The 19,644-nt window shown below is 72.1% G+C and carries 19 protein-coding genes and 1 riboswitch; of the genes, 8 read left to right on the top strand and 11 right to left on the bottom strand.

Features of this window, described 5'->3' with window-relative positions:
• Positions 1 to 84: 84 nt before the first annotated feature.
• Positions 85 to 2,874: an N-acetylmuramoyl-L-alanine amidase gene (locus OG361_RS11015; RefSeq protein WP_405853157.1), complete on the bottom strand. Its 2,790-nt coding sequence runs from the start codon at positions 2,872 to 2,874 to the stop codon at positions 85 to 87.
• Between the two features lie 154 nt (positions 2,875 to 3,028).
• Between OG361_RS11015 and OG361_RS11010 the strand changes: the two genes are divergently transcribed.
• Together OG361_RS11010 and OG361_RS11005 are read left to right on the top strand one after the other, a co-directional pair.
• The gene (locus OG361_RS11010; protein ID WP_405853156.1) at positions 3,029 to 4,381 is read left to right on the top strand and encodes a class II 3-deoxy-7-phosphoheptulonate synthase; all 1,353 of its coding nucleotides are present in this window, start codon (positions 3,029 to 3,031) and stop codon (positions 4,379 to 4,381) included.
• A 122-nt stretch (positions 4,382 to 4,503) separates the two neighbouring features.
• Complete coding sequence (locus OG361_RS11005; RefSeq protein WP_405853155.1) at positions 4,504 to 4,758, top strand: bacterioferritin-associated ferredoxin; 255 nt, start codon at positions 4,504 to 4,506, stop codon at positions 4,756 to 4,758.
• Positions 4,759 to 4,774: 16 nt separating this feature from the next.
• Here OG361_RS11005 and bfr read toward each other — a convergent pair whose 3' ends face one another.
• The gene (bfr, locus tag OG361_RS11000) at positions 4,775 to 5,251 is read right to left on the bottom strand and encodes a bacterioferritin (RefSeq protein WP_405853154.1); all 477 of its coding nucleotides are present in this window, start codon (positions 5,249 to 5,251) and stop codon (positions 4,775 to 4,777) included.
• A 184-nt stretch (positions 5,252 to 5,435) separates the two neighbouring features.
• Between bfr and OG361_RS10995 the strand changes: the two genes are divergently transcribed.
• The gene (locus OG361_RS10995; protein WP_384565906.1) at positions 5,436 to 6,086 is read left to right on the top strand and encodes a sulfite oxidase-like oxidoreductase; all 651 of its coding nucleotides are present in this window, start codon (positions 5,436 to 5,438) and stop codon (positions 6,084 to 6,086) included.
• A 64-nt stretch (positions 6,087 to 6,150) separates the two neighbouring features.
• Here the strand turns inward: OG361_RS10995 and OG361_RS10990 are convergent, their stop codons facing one another.
• From OG361_RS10990 to thiO, 6 genes are all read right to left on the bottom strand, one after another.
• Complete coding sequence (locus OG361_RS10990; RefSeq protein ID WP_405853153.1) at positions 6,151 to 6,693, bottom strand: DUF4396 domain-containing protein; 543 nt, start codon at positions 6,691 to 6,693, stop codon at positions 6,151 to 6,153.
• 91 nt (positions 6,694 to 6,784) lie between these two features.
• A complete protein-coding gene (locus tag OG361_RS10985) occupies positions 6,785 to 7,636 on the bottom strand; it encodes a deoxyribonuclease IV (RefSeq protein WP_384565900.1) in 852 nt (283 codons plus the stop codon).
• Between the two features lie 6 nt (positions 7,637 to 7,642).
• Positions 7,643 to 9,571: a Stk1 family PASTA domain-containing Ser/Thr kinase gene (pknB, locus tag OG361_RS10980; RefSeq protein ID WP_405853152.1), complete on the bottom strand. Its 1,929-nt coding sequence runs from the start codon at positions 9,569 to 9,571 to the stop codon at positions 7,643 to 7,645.
• Positions 9,572 to 9,669: 98 nt separating this feature from the next.
• Positions 9,670 to 10,464 (bottom strand): thiazole synthase, encoded by a 795-nt coding sequence (locus OG361_RS10975; RefSeq protein WP_405853151.1) that lies wholly within the window; start codon positions 10,462 to 10,464, stop codon positions 9,670 to 9,672.
• A gap of 5 nt (positions 10,465 to 10,469) precedes the next feature.
• Positions 10,470 to 10,670, bottom strand: a complete 201-nt coding sequence (gene thiS, locus OG361_RS10970; protein WP_384565891.1) for a sulfur carrier protein ThiS — start codon at positions 10,668 to 10,670, stop codon at positions 10,470 to 10,472.
• Complete coding sequence (gene thiO / locus OG361_RS10965) at positions 10,667 to 11,851, bottom strand: glycine oxidase ThiO (protein WP_405853150.1); 1,185 nt, start codon at positions 11,849 to 11,851, stop codon at positions 10,667 to 10,669. The genes thiS and thiO overlap by 4 nt, the downstream gene beginning before the upstream one ends.
• Positions 11,849 to 11,962: riboswitch (TPP riboswitch) on the bottom strand. (Overlaps the previous gene by 3 nt.)
• 133 nt (positions 11,963 to 12,095) lie before the next feature.
• Here thiO and OG361_RS10960 point away from each other — a divergent pair.
• The 5 genes from OG361_RS10960 to OG361_RS10940 all read left to right on the top strand — a co-directional run bounded on the left by OG361_RS10960 (position 12,096) and on the right by OG361_RS10940 (position 16,424).
• A complete protein-coding gene (locus OG361_RS10960; protein WP_405862188.1) occupies positions 12,096 to 13,286 on the top strand; it encodes an NAD(P)/FAD-dependent oxidoreductase in 1,191 nt (396 codons plus the stop codon).
• A gap of 43 nt (positions 13,287 to 13,329) precedes the next feature.
• Entirely contained in the window at positions 13,330 to 13,695 is a 366-nt protein-coding gene (locus OG361_RS10955; RefSeq protein WP_376395444.1) for an Rv2175c family DNA-binding protein, read from the top strand.
• Between the two features lie 102 nt (positions 13,696 to 13,797).
• Positions 13,798 to 14,451 (top strand): thiamine phosphate synthase, encoded by a 654-nt coding sequence (gene thiE / locus OG361_RS10950; RefSeq protein ID WP_405853149.1) that lies wholly within the window; start codon positions 13,798 to 13,800, stop codon positions 14,449 to 14,451.
• 143 nt (positions 14,452 to 14,594) lie between these two features.
• Positions 14,595 to 15,512 carry a methylenetetrahydrofolate reductase [NAD(P)H] gene (gene metF / locus OG361_RS10945; RefSeq protein WP_384565880.1) on the top strand — a complete coding sequence of 306 codons (918 nt, stop codon included), beginning with the start codon at positions 14,595 to 14,597 and terminating at the stop codon, positions 15,510 to 15,512.
• Positions 15,513 to 15,566: 54 nt separating this feature from the next.
• Entirely contained in the window at positions 15,567 to 16,424 is an 858-nt protein-coding gene (locus tag OG361_RS10940) for a hypothetical protein (protein WP_405853148.1), read from the top strand.
• A gap of 58 nt (positions 16,425 to 16,482) precedes the next feature.
• Here OG361_RS10940 and OG361_RS10935 read toward each other — a convergent pair whose 3' ends face one another.
• From OG361_RS10935 to OG361_RS10925, 3 genes are all read right to left on the bottom strand, one after another.
• Entirely contained in the window at positions 16,483 to 17,934 is a 1,452-nt protein-coding gene (locus tag OG361_RS10935; protein ID WP_405853147.1) for a phytoene desaturase family protein, read from the bottom strand.
• Between the two features lie 78 nt (positions 17,935 to 18,012).
• A complete protein-coding gene (locus OG361_RS10930) occupies positions 18,013 to 18,663 on the bottom strand; it encodes a DUF4126 domain-containing protein (protein ID WP_405853146.1) in 651 nt (216 codons plus the stop codon).
• Positions 18,664 to 19,027: 364 nt separating this feature from the next.
• On the bottom strand, positions 19,028 to 19,636 hold the full coding sequence (locus OG361_RS10925; RefSeq protein ID WP_384576824.1) for a TetR/AcrR family transcriptional regulator: 609 nt from the start codon (positions 19,634 to 19,636) through the stop codon (positions 19,028 to 19,030).
• Positions 19,637 to 19,644: the final 8 nt, after the last annotated feature.

The raw sequence follows: 19,644 nt of genomic DNA, 5'->3' as shown, positions 1-19,644 counted from the left end.
GTAGCCCAGCGGACACGGAAACGGGGCCCGATCCGCACCGTGGACGGTGCGGACCGGGCCCCGGGGACCCGCTGAACTACCCGATCAGAAGATCAGGTTGTAGCTCTGCCAGCCGGGACCGACCTGCACGCGCGGGGCGTACGGGGCGGTGGCGCTGCCGGTGCCCTTGTACAGCCAGAGGACGCCGGAACCGTCACGGCCCACGAAGTCGACCTTGCCGTCACCGGTGAGGTCGCTCGGCCCGACGATGCTGTTGTAGATCTTCCAGCCGGTGCCCACCTGCACGCGCGGGGCGTACGGGGCGGTGGCGCTGCCGGTGCCCTTGTACAGCCACAGGGTGCCGGCGCTGTCGCGGCCGATCAGGTCCGGCTTGCCGTCGGAGGTCAGATCGCCGGTGCTGACGATGTTGTTGTAGATCTGCCAGCCGGTGCCGATCTGCGCCCGGGTCGCGAACGGCGTGGCCGGGGTGCCCGTGCCCTTGTACAGCCAGATGACACCCGACTTCTCCCGGGCGATCACGTCCGGCTTGCCGTCCCCGGTCAGGTCGCGGACGCCGATGATCTGGTCGTAGATGCCCCAGCCGCCACCGACCCGCAGCCGGCCCTTGAACGGCGCCGACGGGTTCCCGCTGCCCTGGTAGTACCAGAGCACGCCGGAGGTGTCCCGGGCCACAGCGTCACCGGTGCCGTCGGCACGGAGGGCGGTCAGCGGGGTGACGGTGTTGTAGATGCCCCAGCCGCCGCCGACCCGGTACCGGGTCAGGAACGGGGAGGTGGCGCTGCCGGTGCCCTGGTACTGCCAGAGGACACCGGAGGCGTCACGGGCGAGGAGGTTGTAGCGGTTGTTGGAGGCGACGGGGGTGGCGGGAGCCTCCTCCACCACGTCCGTCGCCTTCACCCACGCCATGCGGTGGTTGTAGCGGATGGGGATGTACATGTCGGTGCCCACGACGTTCGTCTGGGCGGAGCCGAAGTAGTCGTCCCCCTTGACCGCCGGGCCCGCCTGCACGTACGCGCCCCCGCTGCCGAAGGAGTACTTCGACAGGTAGTTCGGGTTGTCCGTCGGAGCGGTGACACCGCCGGTGCCGGGGTACGCCGAGGCCTCGGGGAAGGCGCGTCCGTAGATCAGCGGGGTCACTCCGGCCTTGGCCTTCAGGACCCGCTGCGAGGCGTCCGTGACGGCCGCGGTGTACTGGCCGCCGGGGTTGTGGAACCAGGCCTTCTGCCCGCCGTACCAGATCTGGGTCCAGTCGTTCTCCACGCCGGCGACCACGTAGGCGCCGCCCGCGCGGACCTTGTTGCCCCAGTTCGGGCCGTCGCTCCACAGGACGTTGGGGATGTACGCGTCCTTGATCGGCGTCGTGGTCGACGCCGTGGCGTACAGGTAGCCGAAGTTGGCCGGCTGGGCGGCGACGGTGCTGCCGCCGTAGGTGATCGTGGGCTGGTTCGCCGAGGTGTACGGCGGGACGACGCGGACCAGCTGGCCGACCTTGAGCGGGCCGCCGGCGCCGCCGGCACCCGTCGGGGCGCCCAGCAGGGACATGTAGTGGTTCCAGTCCCAGAACGGGCCGGCGTCCCAGTGCATGCCCGCGACCTTGGCGTCGATGTGCCCCGGCACCTCGTCGTGGCCGATGATGTGCTCACGGTCGATCGGGATGCCGTACTTGCCCGCGAGGAACTTCACCAGGGCGGCGGAGGACTCGTACTGCGGCTCGGTGTACCAGTTGCCGGCCTTGATGGCGTAGCCCTCGTGCTCCACGCCGATGGCGTGCATGTTGAGGGTCCAGTTGCCCGCGTGCCAGGCGATGTTCTTGTTCTCGACCATCTGGGTGACCAGACCGTCGTTGGCGCGGATCAGATAGTGGGCGCTGCCCTTGGCCGTCGCGCTCTGGAAGGCCGCGATCGTCCCTTCGTAGCTGCCCTCGGTGTCGTGGATGACGATCTGGCGGATGCCCACGTCACTGTTGGGACGGTCGGCGAGCGTGTAGTTGCGCTGTCCGGTGCTCGGCACCTCGGCCGGGCGGTAGTCGCAGAGCAGACCGGACGGGCACTCGGGCGTCGGGGTCGCCGTGGTGCTCGCGAAGGTCGCGGCCAGCGGCACGTTCGACGGCTTGACGGGCTCGACCGCGGGGTCCGCCGGCAGTGCGACCGGCTCGCCGTCCGTGGTGAGCGCACGCTCGCCCGTCCTGATCGACTCGAAGACGCGCTTCGCGAAGAGGTCGGCGCCCTTCTTCTCGGGCGACTGGCTGTAGCGCGCCACGGCCGGGTACCAGGCGCCCGGGTCGTCGGACAGCTCGGCGCCGGCCTGCTTCTGGTATTCGGCCAGCAGTGCGGCACCGGCGCGGATCGACGCGGCGGTGTCGTTCTTGACGGCGTCGGCGGAGCTGTCGATCAGCTCGGCCGCCTTGTCCAGGGTGTGCAGCCGCGGGTCGTCGGTGTCGACGGTCTCCTTCGGCAGCGCCGCCAGCGCCTTCTCGGCGTCGAAGGTCTTCTCGATCTCGGCCTTGCCGCTCGCGTTGAGGTGCGCGAGGCGCTCCTTGACGTCGTGCTGCTCGACGTCCTCCGCGTCGACGTCCGTCAGACCCATGACGTTGTACGCGCCGGTCGTGCTCGGCAGTCCGTCGTGGGACTCCCACCGCGTCTGGCGGTACGACACGGCCATCAGCACGCTCTGCGGCACATCGAACTCACGCGCCGCGTTTGCGAACTGCGACTGGAGGGAAGAGTCCCCAGCAGCCTTGTCGTCCCCCGCCGCGCCGAGGAGGCCCGGCGAGGCGACCGCGATGGTGCCGATCGTGGCGGTGGCGACGACCGCGGCCGCCGCTCCGTACAAGAGTCGTTTCTTCTTGCGGTCCCTGCGGTGCCTCTGTGTCACGCCCACCCCTGTTGTTCGACTCTGAACTTGCGAAACGGGCCAGAGGGTAACACCACCCGATGGCGTGAAGATCGCCAGGGGACATTTCGGGCGCGTGTCTCAGTCATTGGGCAGAGGGACAGGACCGGACGAAGAACCCCGTAGTGTTGTGCGTGTGACCGTGAACGCTGATTCCCACGCCGTCGCCAAGGCGACCTGGCGAGACCTGCCCGCGGCGCAGCAGCCCGAGTACCCCGATGCCGAGGCTCTGCGCGATGTGATCGCGGACCTCGAGTCGTATCCTCCGCTCGTCTTCGCCGGCGAGTGCGACCAGCTGCGCGCCCGGATGGGAGCCGTCGCCCGTGGCGAGGCGTTCCTGCTCCAGGGCGGCGACTGCGCCGAGGCTTTCGACGCCGTGTCCGCCGACCACATCAGGGCCAAGCTCAAGACGCTGCTCCAGATGAGCGCCGTCCTCACCTACGCGGCCTCCGTGCCCGTGGTGAAGGTCGGCCGCATCGCGGGCCAGTACTCGAAGCCGCGCTCCAAGGGCACCGAGACCCGCGACGGCGTGACCCTGCCGACGTACCGCGGCGACTCGGTCAACGGCTTCGACTTCGACGAGAAGTCCCGGATCCCGGACCCCGAGCGCCTGAAGCGGATGTACAACGCCTCCGCCTCCACGCTCAACCTGGTGCGCGCCTTCACCACCGGTGGCTACGCCGACCTGCGCCAGGTGCACGCCTGGAACCAGGACTTCGTGAAGTCGTCCCCCTCGGGCCAGCGCTACGAGCAGCTGGCGCGGGAGATCGACAACGCGCTGAACTTCATGGAGGCCTGTGGCACCGACCCGGCCGAGTTCAAGGCCGTCGAGTTCTACGCCTCCCACGAGGCGCTGCTGCTCGACTACGAGGGCGCTCTGACCCGTACGGACTCGCGTACCGGCAAGCTGTACGACACCTCCGGCCACATGGTCTGGATCGGTGAGCGCACCCGCCAGCTGGACCACGCCCACATCGAGTTCGCCTCGCGGATCGCGAACCCGATCGGGATCAAGCTGGGCCCGACCACCTCGGTGGACGACGCGCTGACGTACATCGACCGCCTCGACCCCGACCGTGAGCCGGGCCGGCTGACCTTCATCGTCCGCATGGGCGCCGACAAGGTCCGCGACAAGCTCCCCGAGCTGGTCGAGAAGGTCACCGCCTCGGGCGCGGCCGTCGCCTGGGTCACCGACCCGATGCACGGCAACACCTTCGAGGCGGCCTCCGGCCACAAGACGCGCCGCTTCGACGACGTGCTCGACGAGGTCAAGGGCTTCTTCGAGGTCCACAAGGCGCTCGGCACCCACCCCGGCGGCATCCATGTCGAGCTCACCGGTGACGACGTCACCGAGTGCGTGGGCGGCGGCGACGAGATCTTCGTCGACGACCTGCACCAGCGCTACGAGACGGCCTGCGACCCGCGGCTCAACCGCAGCCAGTCGCTCGACCTGGCGTTCCTGGTCGCGGAGATGTACCGCGATCAGTAAGTAGGTACCTACGACGATGGGGCGCGGATCCATGTGATCCGCGCCCCATCGTCGTCTCCAGGGCTTTTGGGGCTCCGGGCCGCCGGGTAAGGTTAGGTTAGCCTTATCGATCCCGGCGGGAGGTGAACCGCGTGTACGTCTGCTCATGCTTCGGTGTCACGGAGAAGCAGGTCAAGGACCACGCCGCCGCGGGTGCCTGCACGCCCCGCCAGATAGCCTCCGCCAGCAAAGCCGGCACGGACTGCGGTTCCTGCGTCCGCCGCATCCAGTCCATCCTCGGGCGCGGCAACTGTCCCCGACGCGAGCTCCTGGACCAGGGCATGCCGGCCCTGACCTCGGACGCGGTCGAGCCCGAGGGGCTCTCCGAGGCCGCCTGATCCCGCGCGGGCGAGGTCAGCTCGGCTGCTCGATCAGGGTCGAGATGTAGAGGGCCTCACCCAGGGACTCGATCAGCTCCAGCTGCGTGTCCAGGTAGTCGATGTGGTGCTCCTCGTCGGCGAGGATCTCCTCGAAGAGGTTGGCGGACGTGATGTCCCCCTTGGCGCGCATGACGTCGATCCCGCGCTTGAGGCGGTCGATCGCCTCCACCTCGACCTGGCGGTCCGCCTGGAACATCTCGGTGATGGTCTGGCCGACCCGGACGTGGAAGAGCCGCTGGTAATTGGGCAGGCCGTCGAGCATCAGGATGCGCTCGGTCAGCTTGTCCGCGTGCTTCATCTCGTCGATGGACTCTTCACGGGTGTACTTGGCGAGCTTCGTCCACCCCTTGTTGTCCTGGATGCGATAGTGCAGCCAGTACTGGTTGATGGCCGTCAGCTCGCCGGTCAGCTGCTCGTTGAGAAACTCGAGGACCTCGGGGTCGCCCTGCATTGCAGAGGCTCCTTCCACTTCCACGTTGCGTGTCTGTGCCGTCACTGGGCAGGATGGCCGCATCCTCGCACCCCGAATGGGGGGCGTCCAGTAAGTGCAGGCTTAGTGGGAGTTGCCCGAATCCGTGACGGGCGGGAGGTTGGCTGGTCATGACCACCCCTCGCCGTCTGTCACCATGGATGACATGGGTCAGCCGGAGAGCGGAGTACGCCGGGAAGCGGAAGCGGGGGAGCCGGATCGTTCTCCGGACCTTCCGCCGGGTCAGCGGCTTCAGCGCGGCTGGCCGGTCACCCACTACGGCCCCGTCCCCAAGTTCAAGCCGGACCGCTGGGAGTTCCGCGTCTTCGGTGCGACGGCGGACGGCGACAAGAGGTGCTGGAACCACGAGGAGTTCTCGGCGCTGCCGTTCTCCACGGTCGTGGCCGATCTGCACTGCGTGACGAAATTCAGCATGCTCGGGGCCGAATGGGGTGGGGTGCCCGCCCGGACGATCCTCGAACTGGCTCCGCCGGCGCCGCAGGTCACGCATGTGATGGTCTGGGCCGAGTACGGCTACAGCGCCAACATGCGGCTCGCCGACTTCGCCGACGACCGCTCGATCTTCGCCACCCACAAGGGCGGGGAGCTGCTGACCGCCGAGCACGGCTTTCCGCTGCGGCTCGTCGTCCCGCACCTGTACGCCTGGAAGGGTCCCAAGTGGGTCCGGGGCGTGGAGTACATGGCGGCCGACCGCCGGGGCTTCTGGGAGGAGCGCGGCTACCACAACCTCGGTGACCCGTGGACGGAGCAGCGCTACTCGTACCAGGAGGAGCCGGGCGACGGCCCGGAGCTCTGACACGGCTCCGGGACCCCCCGCGGGTCCGTCGGGCGGTCCGTCCGGTGTGCGTTCAGTGGTGGATTCAGTGGTGGTACTGGTGGACCACCGCGTGGCCCTTGCCGCGGCCGATCATCCACTTGTTGACCGGAGTGGTGATCACGAAGGCGGCGGCGAGTGCGATGGCGAGCACGATCCAGAAGAGCGGCGCGGTCAGATGTGCGTCCATGGCGCCCGGCCAGAGGGCGATGACGCCGTTGTCGATGATCTCCATGACGGCGATCGAGAGGGTGTCGGCGGCGAGCGCGACCTTGAAGGCTGTCCGGAAATCGACGCCGGCGGCGAGGACGCCGCGCAGGGTGAGCGCGTAGCCGAAGAAGAAGGCCAGGATGATCGCGAGGATCATCGTCTGGACGTTGCCCCAGCCGAGCGCGGTGCCGATGACCATGCCGAGCACCTCGCCGATGGCGCAGCCCGTGAGGCAGTGCAGCGTGGCCTTGGCCGCCATGGACCAGGAGACCTTGCCGTGGTCCCCGTGGCCCCCATGCTCGCCGTGGTTCTGGGCGTGGTCCCCGTGGTGACCCTCGTGGGCGGTGTGGTCGTGGTGGGCGTGCGCGTCGTGCTGCATGGGTGCCCCCAAGGTCGGGTAGCGGTTCCTGCCGTTACAGGAACCGTATACCCCCTAGGGGTATTCCTCAACAGAGAACGCGCGCCCCGGATCAGCCCCGCAGCTTCTTCAGGAGCTCCACGTCCGCGACGTGTCCCTCCGTGCCGCCCGGGGTCTCGATGATCAGCGGCACCCCGTCCGTCGCCGGATGGCGCAGCAGCGACCGGAAGGCCTCCTCGCCGATGTGGCCCGATCCGATGTTCGCGTGCCGGTCCTTGTGGGCGCCCACGACGTCCTTCGAGTCGTTGGCGTGGATCAGCTTCAGCCGCCCCTCGCCGACGGTCTCCACCAGCTCGTCGAGCGTCCGTACCGCCCCGCCCGGCTCCGCGAGGTCGTGGCCCGCCGCGAAGATGTGGCAGGTGTCGAGGCAGATCCCCAGCCTCGGGTGACGGTCCAGGGCGTCGAAGTACGGACCGAAGTCCTCCGCGCGCGAGCAGAGCGAGAAGCCCTGGCCGGCCGTCGACTCCAGCAGGAGGTACGGGTCGTCCTCGTGCGTCAGCTCGTCGAGGAGCGGCAGCATCCGCTCCCGCACCTGCGCGAGCGCCTCCTCGCGGGGCCGGCCGCCGGTCGCCGAGCCGGTGTGCACCACCACGCCCTTCGCGCCGATCTCCCGGCCCCGGCGCAGCGAGTGCCGCAGCGACTCGACCGACTTCTCCACGGTGGCCTCGGTGTGGGAGCCGAAGTTGATCAGGTACGGGGCGTGGACCCAGGCCGAGATCGACTCGGCCTCGCACTCGGCCCGGAACCGCTCGTCCTGGGCCGGATTGCCGACCGGGGTGGCCCAGCCGCGCGGGTTGGCGACGAAGACCTGCACGGTCTCGGCGCCGAGCACGCGGGCGTAGCCGAGACCGGTCGTGGCGAGGCCACCGGCCACGGGGACGTGACCGCCGACGGGGTTGCGCATGAGTCTCTAGAGTCCCTTGATCTTGATGGTGACGGTGGAGCCCTCGGGGGCGGTGGAGCCGCCCTTCACGGACTGGCTCGCGACCTCGTCGCCGAGGAACGGGAAGGACTTCTCGACCTTCACCTCAAAGCCCGCCTCCTCAAGCGCCGTACGGGCGTCCTCGGTGGTCTCGCCCGTGACGTCCGGGACCTCGACGAGCTTCGGTCCCTTGGAGACGGTGAGGGTGATCGTGTCTCCCTCGGCGGCGCGGCTGCCCTCGGCGAGGGACTGGGCGGCGACCGCTCCGGCGTCCTCGGGGGAGTTGATCCGCTCCGGGGCGACCCGCACGGTGAGGCCCGCCTCCTGGAGCGCGGCGGTGGCGTCGGCGACGGTCTCGCCGGTGACGTCGGGGACGTCGATCGGGGAGCCCTTGCTGACCACGAGGGCGACGGCCGAGTCGGGGCTGCGCTCGGTGCCGGGCTCCGGGTCGGAGCCGATCACGGCGCCCTGCGCGACGGAGTCGCTGAACTCGGTGGTGATCACCCCGGGCGCCAGCCCCTCCTTCTTCAGGAGCCGCTTGGCCTCCGGGAGCGGCTTGTTCCTGAGGTTGGGCACCTTCACCTTCTCGGGGCCCCGGGAGAGGGTGAGGGTGACCGTGGCGTTGCCCCGGACGCGCTCGCCGGGCGCAGGGTCGACGGCCATGACCGTGCCGCGCTCGTACACGTCGCTGAAGGCGCGCTTCGTCGTGCCGACCTCCAGGCCGGCGTCGGTGATCCGCTTCGTCGCGGTGGCCTCGGTCTGGCCGAGGACGGCCGGGACGCGGGTGAACTGGCCGGAATTGATGTACCAGACCCCGGAGCCGAGGCCGAGCGCCAGCAGGACGCCGAGGACGATCAGCAGGGGGCCGCGGGGAGGCCGCAGGCGGCGGGCCCCGGGAGCCTCCGGTTCGGGCAGCCGGTTCGTGTGCTCGACCGGCTGGACCTGCTCGGCATGTTGGGCCTGCTGGACGTCGGCCTCGGCCGGTACGGCGCGGGCGATCACGCTGGTCCGGTCGTCGGCGGTGTCCCGGGCCTCGGACCTGGCCTGCGGGGGCACGGCGTCCAGCTGCTCGTCGCCGAGCGCGGCGCGGGCCTCCCTGAGCAGGGCGAGCAGCGCGACGGCGTCGTGCGGGCGGACCTCGGGGTTGCGGGCCGTGGCGGCGGCGACCAGGTCGTCCAGCTCCAGGGCGAGCCCGGGGACGGTGGCGGACGGGGCGGGCACGTCGGTGTGCAGGTGCTGGTAGAGCACCTGGGCGGGGGTGTCGCCCGCGTGGGGCTTGGCGCCGGTCAGCATCTCGTACAGGACGACACCGCACGCGTACACGTCGGCGCGGGTGTCGGCGGTGCCGTGCTCGATCTGCTCCGGCGCCAGGTACGAGACAGTGCCGAGGACCGAGCCGGTGGTGGCGGTCGCGGAGCCCACGGCCCGGACCAGACCGAAATCGGCCACCTTGACCCGGCCGTCGTCCCCTATCAGGACGTTCTCCGGCTTCATGTCGCGGTGCACGAACCCGGCCCGGTGCGCGGCGCCGAGCGCGGCGAGGACGGGCTCCAGGATGTCGAGCGCGGCGCGGGGCGCGAGGGCGCCGCGCTCGCGCAGGACGTCGCGGAGGGTGCAGCCGGCGACGTACTCCATCGCCAGGTAGACGTACGCGCCCTCGGCGCCCTGGTCGAAGACGCCGACCACGTTCGGGTGGGCGAGCCGGGCGACGGACTTCGCCTCGCGGATGAAACGCTCGACGAAGGCGGCGTCCGTCGCGAGGGCGGGGTGCATCACCTTGAGCGCGAGGACGCGGTCGAGGCGGGTGTCGACAGCTCGGTAGACCGTGGCCATCCCGCCGACGGCGATGCGCGCGTCGACGCGGTAGCGGCCGTCGAGCAGCCGCCCGACGAGGGGGTCCTGAAGGGTCGTGTCCACGGCGTCGAGTCTACGAGCCGTGGACACGCGCCCCACGCGGATGCCCCGCTACTGCAGCGCAGCTGTGACGAGCGCCGCAGCCGGCCGGGGCGCGCGCGTCAGAACGCCGGGCGCTCGGGGTCCAGGTGCGGGCGGCCCTCCACGGGGGAGGAGGCCTCCGCGAAGTGGCGGCGGGGGATGCGGCCCGCCCGGTGCGCGAGCCGGCCCGCCTCCACCGCGTGCCGCATCGCCGAGGCCATCAGGACCGGCTCCTGCGCCCGCGTCACCGCCGAGGCCAGCATCACCGCCGCGCACCCCAGCTCCATCGCGAGCGCCGCGTCCGAGGCCGTGCCGGCCCCCGCGTCCAGGATCACCGGCACCCCCGCCCGCTCCACGATCAGCTGGAAGTTGTGCGGGTTGCGGATCCCGAGACCCGACCCGATCGGGGAGCCGAGCGGCATGATCGCCGCGCACCCCACGTCCTCCAGCTTCCGCGCGAGGACCGGGTCGTCGTTCGTGTAGGGCAGGACGGTGAAGCCCTCGTCGACCAGGGTCTCCGCCGCGTCGAGGAGCTCCACCCCGTCGGGCAGGAGGGTCCGCTCGTCGGCGACGACCTCCAGCTTGATCCAGTCGGTGCCGAGCGCCTCCCGCGCGAGCCGGGCGGTCAGGACCGCCTCGCCCGCCGTGAAACAGCCCGCCGTGTTGGGCAGGACGCGGATGCCGAGCCGCTCCAGGACGGAGAGGACCGAGCCCTGGACGGTCGGGTCGAGCCGCCGCATCGCGACGGTGGTCAGCTCGGTGCCGCTGGCGATCAGCGAGCGCTCCAGGACGTCGAGGCTGGGCGCCCCGCCGGTGCCCATGATCAGGCGCGAGGAGAACTCCGTACCCCCGAGGGTGAACACGTCGTCGGACATCGCGCTCAGCCCCCCTGCACCGCGGTGAGGATCTCCACCCGGTCGCCCTCGCCGAGCGGCGTCGCCGCCCACTCGCCGCGCGGGACGACGGTCTCGTTGAGGGCGGCGGCGACGCCGGAGCGGGCCGTGGTCAGCGTGGCGACGAGGGCGTCGAGGGAGAGGGGGCCGGAGAGCACGCGCGGTTCTCCGTTCACGGACACGTTCATGCGGGCTGCTCCTGACGTACGGGAGGAGTGGGGGAGAAACGCCGGGGGGTGAAGGGGCGCGCCTCGTCGGGGAGGGTGCCCGTGGTGAGCACCTCCGCCATGACGTCGCCGGTGACGGGGGTGAGCAGCACCCCGTTGCGGTAGTGGCCGGTGGCCAGGTGCAGGCCGGGCAGGGCGGTCGGCCCGAGCAGTGGTGCGTTGTCCGGCGACGCGGGGCGCAGTCCGGCCCGGGTCTCGGTGAGCGGCAGCTCGGTGATCCCGGGGACGAGCTCGTGGGCGTCGCGCAGCAGCTCGTACACCCCGCCCGCCGTCACCGTCGTGTCCCAGCCCAGCTCCTCGCTGGTGGCGCCGACGACGAGCTCGCCGTTCTCCCGCGGCACCAGGTAGACGTGGCTGCCGCGGACGACGGCCCGGACGGTCCGGGAGAGGAAGGGGGCGTACGCGGCGGGCACCCGCAGCCGCAGGACCTGGCCCTTCACGGGGCGCACCGGCGGCAGCACCTCCTCCGGCACGCCCGCGAGGCGTCCGCTGAGGCTGCCGGCGGCGAGGACGACCTGGTCGGCCGTCAGCTCCTCGCCGCCGGCGAGGACGACTCCGCGGGCCCGGTCCCCTGCCACCGTCAGGCGCTCCGCGAGGACGCGGTGGAAGACCACCCCGGCCCGTTCGCAGGCGAGGAGGAGCGCGGCGGCCAGCCGGCGCGGGTCGACCTGGTGGTCGCCGTCCACGCGCAGCCCGCCGCGCACGCCGGGGGCGAGCATCGGTTCGAGGCGGCGGCACTCGCGTCCGCTCAGCCACTCCGAGGTGAGGCCGCAGCGGGTCTGGAGGGCGTGCAGCTCGCGCAGGTGGGCGCGGTCGTCGGCGTCGAGGGCGACGGCGAGGGTGCCGCAGGCGCGGTAGCCGACGTCGTGGCCGGAGCCGGCCGCGGCGCCGCCGGTGGCCTCCGCGAGCTCGGCGACGAAGTCGGGATAGCGGCGGGCGGAGGCGAGGTTGAGACCGAGCAGGGTCTCCTCGCCGTAGTGGAGTTCGGTGACGGCGGCGAGCATCCCGGCCGCGACCCGCGCGGCCCCGCCGCCCGGATCCGGGTCGGCCACGGCGGTGCGCAGCCCGCGCTGCGCGGCCCGCCAGGCCGTGACCAGGCCGATGATGCCGCCCCCGACCACGAGGACATCGGAAGAACGCATGGGCGTCCAGCCCCTCCCTTCGCCGGCATGACCCGGATCAGGTTCGTACGGTCGGAGGCCGTCCCAGCCTCCCTCTCAGCCCGGTGCGTCCGGGCTCCCGCGAGTGCTTTACGCCCGCCACACTAGCTTCCGCCTCCGGCGGGCCACAGACCCCACCCTTCCTGACGGTTCGTCAGATGCGTAAGGTGGTCGGGTGAGCGAGCAGAAGCAGCCCCAGCAGCATGTCGTGATCGTCGGTGCCGGGATGGCGGGTGTGCAGACCGCCGTGGCCCTGCGCGAACAGGGCTTCACCGGCCCCGTGACCCTCATCGGGGCCGAGCCCCACCAGCCCTACGACCGGCCTCCGCTCTCCAAGGCGATCCTCCTCGGCAAGGCCGAGGACTCCGCCTTCGACGTCGACTTCGAGGCCCTCGACGTCGAGCTCCGCCTCGGCCTCGACGTCACCGGACTGCGCGCCGCCGACCACGAGATCGACACCGAGTCCGGGCCCGTCCCGTACGACGTCCTGGTCGTCGCCACCGGGGCCCACCCGATCACCCTGCCCGGCGCCGAGGGCGTCCCCGGGGTCCATCTGCTCCGCACCCTCGACGACGCCGTGCGCCTCGGCCCCGTCCTGGAGCGCCGCCACACCCTCGTGGTCGTCGGCGCCGGCTGGATCGGCGCCGAGTTCGTCACCGCCGCGCGCGAGGCGGGCTGCGCCGTCACCGTCGTCGAGGCGGCCGACCGCCCCCTCGCCGGGGCCCTGCCCGCCGAGGTCACCGCCCCCATGGCCGAGTGGTACGGGGCGAACGGCGCCGAACTCCTCACCCACGCGCGCGTGCGCACCGTCGAGCCCGGAGCGCCCGGTGAGCCCGGCGCCCCCGGCCGGGTCGTCCTCGCCGACGGCCGCGAACTGCCCGCCGAAGCCGTCGTCGTCGGCATCGGCGCCCGCCCCGCCACCGGCTGGCTCGCCGGCTCCGGCATCGCCCTCGACCCGAGCGGCGCCGTCACCGCCGACGACCGGCTGCGCACCTCCCTGCCCGACGTGTACGCCGTCGGAGACTGCGCCTCCTTCCCCTCCGCCCGCTACGGCGAACGACTCCTCGTCCACCACTGGGACAACGCGCTCCAGGGTCCGCGCACGGTCGCCGCGGCGATCACCGGCACCGACTCCGGGCCGTACGACCCGGTGCCCTACTTCTGGTCCGAGCAGTTCGGCCGTTTCGTCCAGTACGCGGGACACCACGCGGACGCCGACGAGCTCCTGTGGCGCGGCGACCCGGCGGAGGAGGCCTGGTCCGTGCTCTGGCTGCGCGCCGGGGTGCCGGTGGCCCTGCTCGCCGTCGGCCGCCCCCGCGATCTGGCGCAGGGCCGCAAGCTGATCGAGACGGCCACCCCCGTCGACCCGGAGCGCGCCGCCGACCCGTCCGTCCCCCTGAAGGCGGCAGTCCGGTAGGGCCCGAGTACCGGCTGTCGGTCCGGGATGGCAGGCTTGTCCCGTGACCGAGATTGACGTAAAGATCGATGCGCTCGTCCCCGCCTGGCTCTACGTGCCCGACATCGCGGAGATGCTCGATGTCGAGGTGACGCGCGTGCGGCAGCTGATCAAGGAAGGTCAGCTCCTCGCCGTGCGCCGTGGAGAGAACAACGCCCTGCAGATCCCCGCCGCCTTCATCCAGGGCGACGCGATCGTCAAGGGCCTCGTCGGGCTCCTGACCGTCCTACGGGACGACGGCTTCACCGACGAGGAGATGCTGGAGTGGCTCTTCACTCCGGACGAGAGTCTGCCGGGCACGCCCGCGCAGGCCCTCAACGAGAATCGCGGCACGGAGGTGAAGCGCCGCGCCCAGGCGCTCGCCCTCTGACGGCCGCACGTACCGAAGACACCACCAGCGGGTGTCGCGGTGGCCGGTCCCTCACGGGCCGGCCCCCGCGGCACCGGCTTCACCGACGGGGGGAACCCACCCATGCCCACACCTCGTGAGCGGCTCGCCGACGCCCGGCTCTACCTGTGCACCGACGCCCGGAAGCGCCAGGGCGACCTGCCCGCCTTCCTCGACGCCGTGCTCTCCTCCGGCGTGGACATCGTGCAGCTCCGCGACAAGGGCATGGAGGCCGGTGAGGAGCTGGAGCACCTCGCCGTCTTCGCCGACGCCGCCCGCCGGCACGGCAAGCTCCTCGCGGTGAACGACCGGGCCGACGTCGCCCACGCCATCGGCTCCGACGTGCTCCACCTCGGCCAGGGCGACCTGCCCGTGCCCGCCGCCCGCGCGATCCTCGGCGGCGAGGTGCTGATCGGCCGCTCCTGCCACGCCGAGACCGAGGCGGCCGCGGCCGCCGCCGAACCGGGCGTGGACTACTTCTGCACCGGGCCCTGCTGGCCCACCCCCACCAAGCCCGGGCGGTACGCGCCGGGGCTCGACCTCGTGCGGTACACGGCCGGTCTGGCCCAAAACCGCCCCTGGTTCGCCATCGGCGGCATCGACGAGACCAACCTCGACGAGGTCCTGGACGCGGGCGCCCGCCGGATCGTCGTCGTCCGGGCGATCACCGAGGCCGAGGACCCGGCCGCCGCGACCGCCTCCCTCGCCAAGCGCGTCCGGGAGCGAGCCGGCTCGTAGCGGCCCGTAGCCGTTCGTATCCGGTTTCTCACGACTCGTAGGGGCGGCCTCCCGCGCGGGACGGCGCCGCGATCTGTCCGAAAAGGTGTCCATCAGGCGGACGCCGTTCACAGTGCTCCCCGGACCCCGTCTAACCTGCCGGTATGGCCCTAGGTACCGCTTCCGTCCGATCGGACCGAGCACGCACGGTGCGCGAGATCCTCGCCTCCGGCGGCACGTCGTACTCCTTCGAGTTCTATGCGCCCCGGACCGAGAAGGGCGAGCAGGTCCTCTGGAACGCGATGCGCCGCGTCGAGGCGGTCGGCCCCAGCTTCGTCTCCGTGACCTACGGTGCCGGCGGCTCCACCCGCGGCGGCACCGTCAAGGCCACCCAGAAGATCGCCTCCGACACCACGCTCACCCCCGTCGCGCACCTCACGGCCGTCGACCACTCCGTCGCCGAACTGCGCAACGTCCTCGGCCAGTACGCGGACGCGGGCATCCGCAACATGCTCGCGCTGCGCGGCGACCCGGCCGGCGACCCGCTGGGGGAGTGGATCGAGCACCCGGAGGGCGTCCTGTACGCCGCCGACCTGGTCCGGCTGATCAAGGAGTCGGGCGACTTCTGTGTCGGCGTCGCCGCCTTCCCGGAGATGCACCCCCGCTCCACCGACTGGGACAGCGACATCCGGCACTTCGTGGACAAGTGCCGCGCGGGCGCCGACTACGCGATCACCCAGATGTTCTTCGACCCGGAGAACTACCTGCGGCTGCGCGACAGCGTCGCGAAGGCCGGCTGCGAGACCCCGATCATCCCCGAGGTCATGCCCGTGGTGAACGTGAAGACCCTCGACCGGCTGCCCCAGCTGAGCAACGCCGCCTTCCCCGCGGATGTGAAAGACCGCATCCTCGCGGTCAAGGACGATCCGGCCGCTGTACGCTCCATCGGTATCGAGTTCGCGACGGAGTTCTGCGCGCGTCTGCTCTCCGAGGGTGTCCCCGGACTGCACTTCATCACGCTGAACAGCTCCACCGCGACGCTCGAGATCTACGAGAATCTCGGACTGCACCAGCAGTCGTGACCGGTCGTACCCGCCCCGACCCGCGGCGGTGACCGTGGAGAGGGGCGGCGGGGCATGGGGTGGACGGTCCTCTACATCGCATTCGGCGTGGTCGCGTTGTGGCTGCTGGGGGAGGTGCTCCTCCAGTACAAGGCGCGGCTGCGCTGGCGTCTGCTCGCCTTCAGCGGCTTCCTCGGCGTCGTCCTGGGCGTCCTGCTGCCCTCGGTCGTGGTCATCATCGTCGGCGCGGTCGGCTTCGCCGTCGGCCAGACCTATGTGACGCTCTCCTTCCGCCGCGGCTTCTCCACCGGCTGGGCGATCGGGGGCAATCCGGGCGCGAGCCGTCGCCGCAGGGCCGGCGGGCAGGCCCAGGCGGGGCCCACCCTCGAGGTCACCGAGGTCTCGTACGAGGCCGTCGACGCGTACGGCAGGGCGGACGGCCACGGGCACGGCCACGACGACTCCGCCACCGCCGCCGAGACCACCGCGGTCTACGAGCCCCAGCCGATGCCCGACGACACCGGCCAGTACGGGATCTACGACGCCGGCCACCTCGGCACCGGCCACCAGGACGCGGGTCAGGGCGCGGGGTACGGCACGGGGTACGAGCAGCAGCCCGCCTACGACCCCTACGCCCCGGCGTACGACCAGCAGCAGCCGGCCTACGACTACGGCACGGCCGCCGGGCAGCAGCAGTACGCCGCCTACTCCGACCCGTACATCGGCCCGGGCACGGACGGCCAGCAGTACACCTCGTACTACGGCGACCCCTACGCCCCCTCGTACACCTACGACACCCCGCCCGGCGGCGTCTGGGTCCCGCAGCAGCGCGACACCGAGCAGCCGCCGCCGCCCCCGCAGCAGCCCCCGCAGGCGCAGAGCCCGTACGGCTACGAGCAGCACCCGGACGAGCAGCAGCAGTACCGCTACTGAGCGGCCCCGGCGGCCCCGGCCCGCCGGGGCGCCGAGACGTCCCAGCGCCCCGGCGGGCCTACTGCGAGCCGCGGAAGTCCGCGCCCTCCACGATGAGGCCCGCCACCAACGCGCCCGACATGCCCGCGTGGGCGAGCCCGCCGCCGGGGTGGGACCAGCCACCCGCGAACCAGAGCCCCGGCAGCGGGGAGCGGTTGGCGGCCGGAAGGAGCAGGCCGCGGGCGCCGGCGAGCGCGGGGCCCGGCACCTCGGCCGACCCGGTGTCCCGCCGTACGTCCTCCGGGGTGCGGACGTGCCGCCACAGCAGCCGCTCGCGCAGCCCCGGCACCGCCTGGGCGGCCGCCTCGACCATCCGGTCGGCGAAGGCCTCCCCGTCCCGGCCCCAGTCCCGGTCCAGCTCCGGAGAGGTGCGGACGGTCGCCGTGACCGTCACCGACTCGTGCTCCGCGTCGGGCCGCAGCGCCGGGTCGTCCGGCCGAAGCACCGTCACGGTCGGCCGCTCGCCGGCCGCGTGCACGACCGTACGGTGGACCGCTTCCGCCTCCCGGGCTCCGCGCAGGGCCAGACAGACCGTCACCCGGCCCGTCCGGTTCGTCTGATGGTGCGGCCGGTCGTCGCCGTGGCCCCCCTCGACGACGTGCTCCTCGTAGAGCGCGGGCACCGGTGCCCCGGAGACCACGTGGTCGGCCTCGACCGTCTCGCCCCCGGCCAGCCGGACGCCGACCGCCCGGCCGTCCTTCTCCGGGACGCCCTCGACCGGCGTGTCGAACACGAACTCCACGCGCCGCTTCCGGCACCGCTCGAAGACCGCGTCGGCCAGCGCCCGGATGCCCCCGGACACGTACCAGCTGCCGAAGGTCTGCTCCATGTACGGCAGGACGACGGCGGAGGCGGGAGCGGTCGCCGGGTCGAAGCCGTACGACCACGCGTACGCGTCGAGCAGCGCGGCGAGCCGGGGGTCGCGCAGCTCCCGCGCACCCACCTGGGCGAGCGTCGTCGTCGGGCGCCGCAACAGGCCCGCCTTGAGTGCCGGGTAGGGCTCCCTGGCCAGCGGGGCCGGGTCGGCCGGCTGCGGCTCCTCCAGGAGCGGGCGCCGGGTCCGGTCCCAGGCCTCGCGGGCCCGCACCAGGAAGTCGCCCCAGCGCTCGCCCGCGCCCGCGCCGAGCGCCGCGTCCAGGGCGGCGACCGTGCCGGCCCGGGAGGCGTTCGGCAGGTCGACGCGCGTGCCGTCGGCGAAGACGTGACGGCTCGCCGGATCGACCTGGGCGAGCGCGACGCACTCCTCCAGGGGCTCCTTGCCGGTCTTCACGAACAGGTCCCGGTAGACGGCGGGCAGATGCAGCAGTCCGGGGCCGGTGTCGAAGGCGAAGCCCTCGCGCGCGAAACGGCCGACCGCCCCGCCGTACGTCCCCGTCCGCTCGTACACCGTCACCCGGTGGCCCGCCACGGCCAGTCGGGCCGCCGCCGCCATGGCGCCGAGTCCCGCGCCGATCACCACAATCCGTGCCATGTCAGCGACCCTATCCGGCGGGTCGGACACCGCCGGAGGTCGGTGGGCAGTGGCCTCGGAAGGGCGGCCGGAGGCGGCTCAGAAGTGGTCGGACTCGTCCGGTGGGGGCTGCGTCCGCGCACGTCTCCCCGCGGCGGCGTCCATGAGGTGTCTCTCCTCACGGCGCTGGGACCGGCGGCGCAGGAAGCGGCGGATCTGCTGGGCGAGGACGAACAGTATCGCCAGGCCGAGGGCGAGCAGGACGGCCGCGATGGTCGCGGCCGCCACCGGGTTGAAGATCGCGAAGGTGACGATCGCGGCCACCCCGAGGTCCTCCGCCAGGCTGAGCGCGACGTTGGAGAACGGCTCCGGCGAGGTGTTGACCGCCATCCTCGTCCCGGCCTTGACGAAGTGGCTGAGGAGGGCCGTCGAGCCGCCGACCGCACCGGCCGCCAGCTCGGGCAGCGAACCGTTCTGCCCGGCCAGCAGGGCGCCGACCACGGCCCCCGCGATCGGCCTGATCACGGTGTGGACGGAGTCCCAGGCCGAGTCGACGTACGGGATCTTGTCCGCCACCGCCTCGCACAGGAACAGCACGCCCGCGACGACGAGGACATCCGTGCGCTGCAAGGACTCGGGCACCTCGTCGGTGAGCCCGGTCGCGCCGAAGACGCCGAACAGCAGGACCACCGCGTACGCGTTGATCCCGCTCGCCCAGCCGCTGGTGAACACCAGGGGGAGTACCGACACGCCCGCGATCGTAACCAGGACTGAGTATCCGTACCTAGAGGGCGAGATGAGTAGGTACGCGGATGGGATCCGGGGCGTCCGGACGGAAGAGTGGTGTCCACGGAAGGGGCGCGGCTCCGGTACCGCCGGCACGGGGCTGCGGAACGGGGCCGCGCGCCTACCGACACGGGGCACGGGGGATGTGCCACGGGGGATGTGCACGGGGGTGCACGCGATGAAGAAAGCCGGTGCGGCGAGGCTCGGGGGGATCGAGCCTCGCCGCACCGGCCTTTTCGCGTGGTGCGGAAGGGGAGGAGGGGGACAGCGGAAGGGGAGGGGGACGGGGGACTCGTACGGGGAGGAGAGGGCGGGTGTGCGGCGCGGGCTAGCGGCCGCCGACCCGGCCGTGCAGCAGGCGCGAGAGCGCCGCGTGCACGTCGTCGAGCGAACGCTCGCTCTGGAAGGCCTGCCAGTCGAGCGCCGCCACGAGCACCATCCCGACCAGCGCCGCCGCCGTCAGCTGGACGTCGATGTCCTCGCTCAGCTCACCGGCCGCGACGCCGTCCCGCAGGACCCCCTCGACCACCGCGACGGCCTCCTGGCGGACCACCAGGAGCGTCGAGTTCCAGGCCCGGTTGGTGCGCCAGAGCTCGGCCACGTACAGCTGGGTGAAGGCCGGGTAGCGGTCGATGAAGACCAGCCCGGCCCGGATCATCGCGTCCAGCGCGTCGACCCGGCTCCCGCCGCGCTCGTCGGTCTCCTCCGCCGCCGTCCGCAGCGAGGCGGTGAGCAGGGAGACCCCGTGCCGCAGCAGCTCCTCGAAGAGCTCGGTCTTGCTCTTGAAGTTGTAGTAGACCGTGCCCTTGGCCACCCCGGCCCGCTCCGCGATCTCGTCCACCGTCGTCGCGGAGAAGCCCTGCTCCGCGATGAGGGTGACGGCCGCCTCGTAGAGCTTCGCGCGGGTGGCCTGGCGTCGGGTGCTGCTGCTGTCCATGGGGTCGA

Origin of the sequence: Streptomyces sp. NBC_00090, assembly GCF_045160815.1 — a bacterium.
GTDB lineage: Bacteria > Actinomycetota > Actinomycetes > Streptomycetales > Streptomycetaceae > Streptomyces.
The sequence above is the reverse complement of the archived record's forward strand: the minus strand, read 5'-3'. Positions and strand labels throughout refer to the sequence as shown.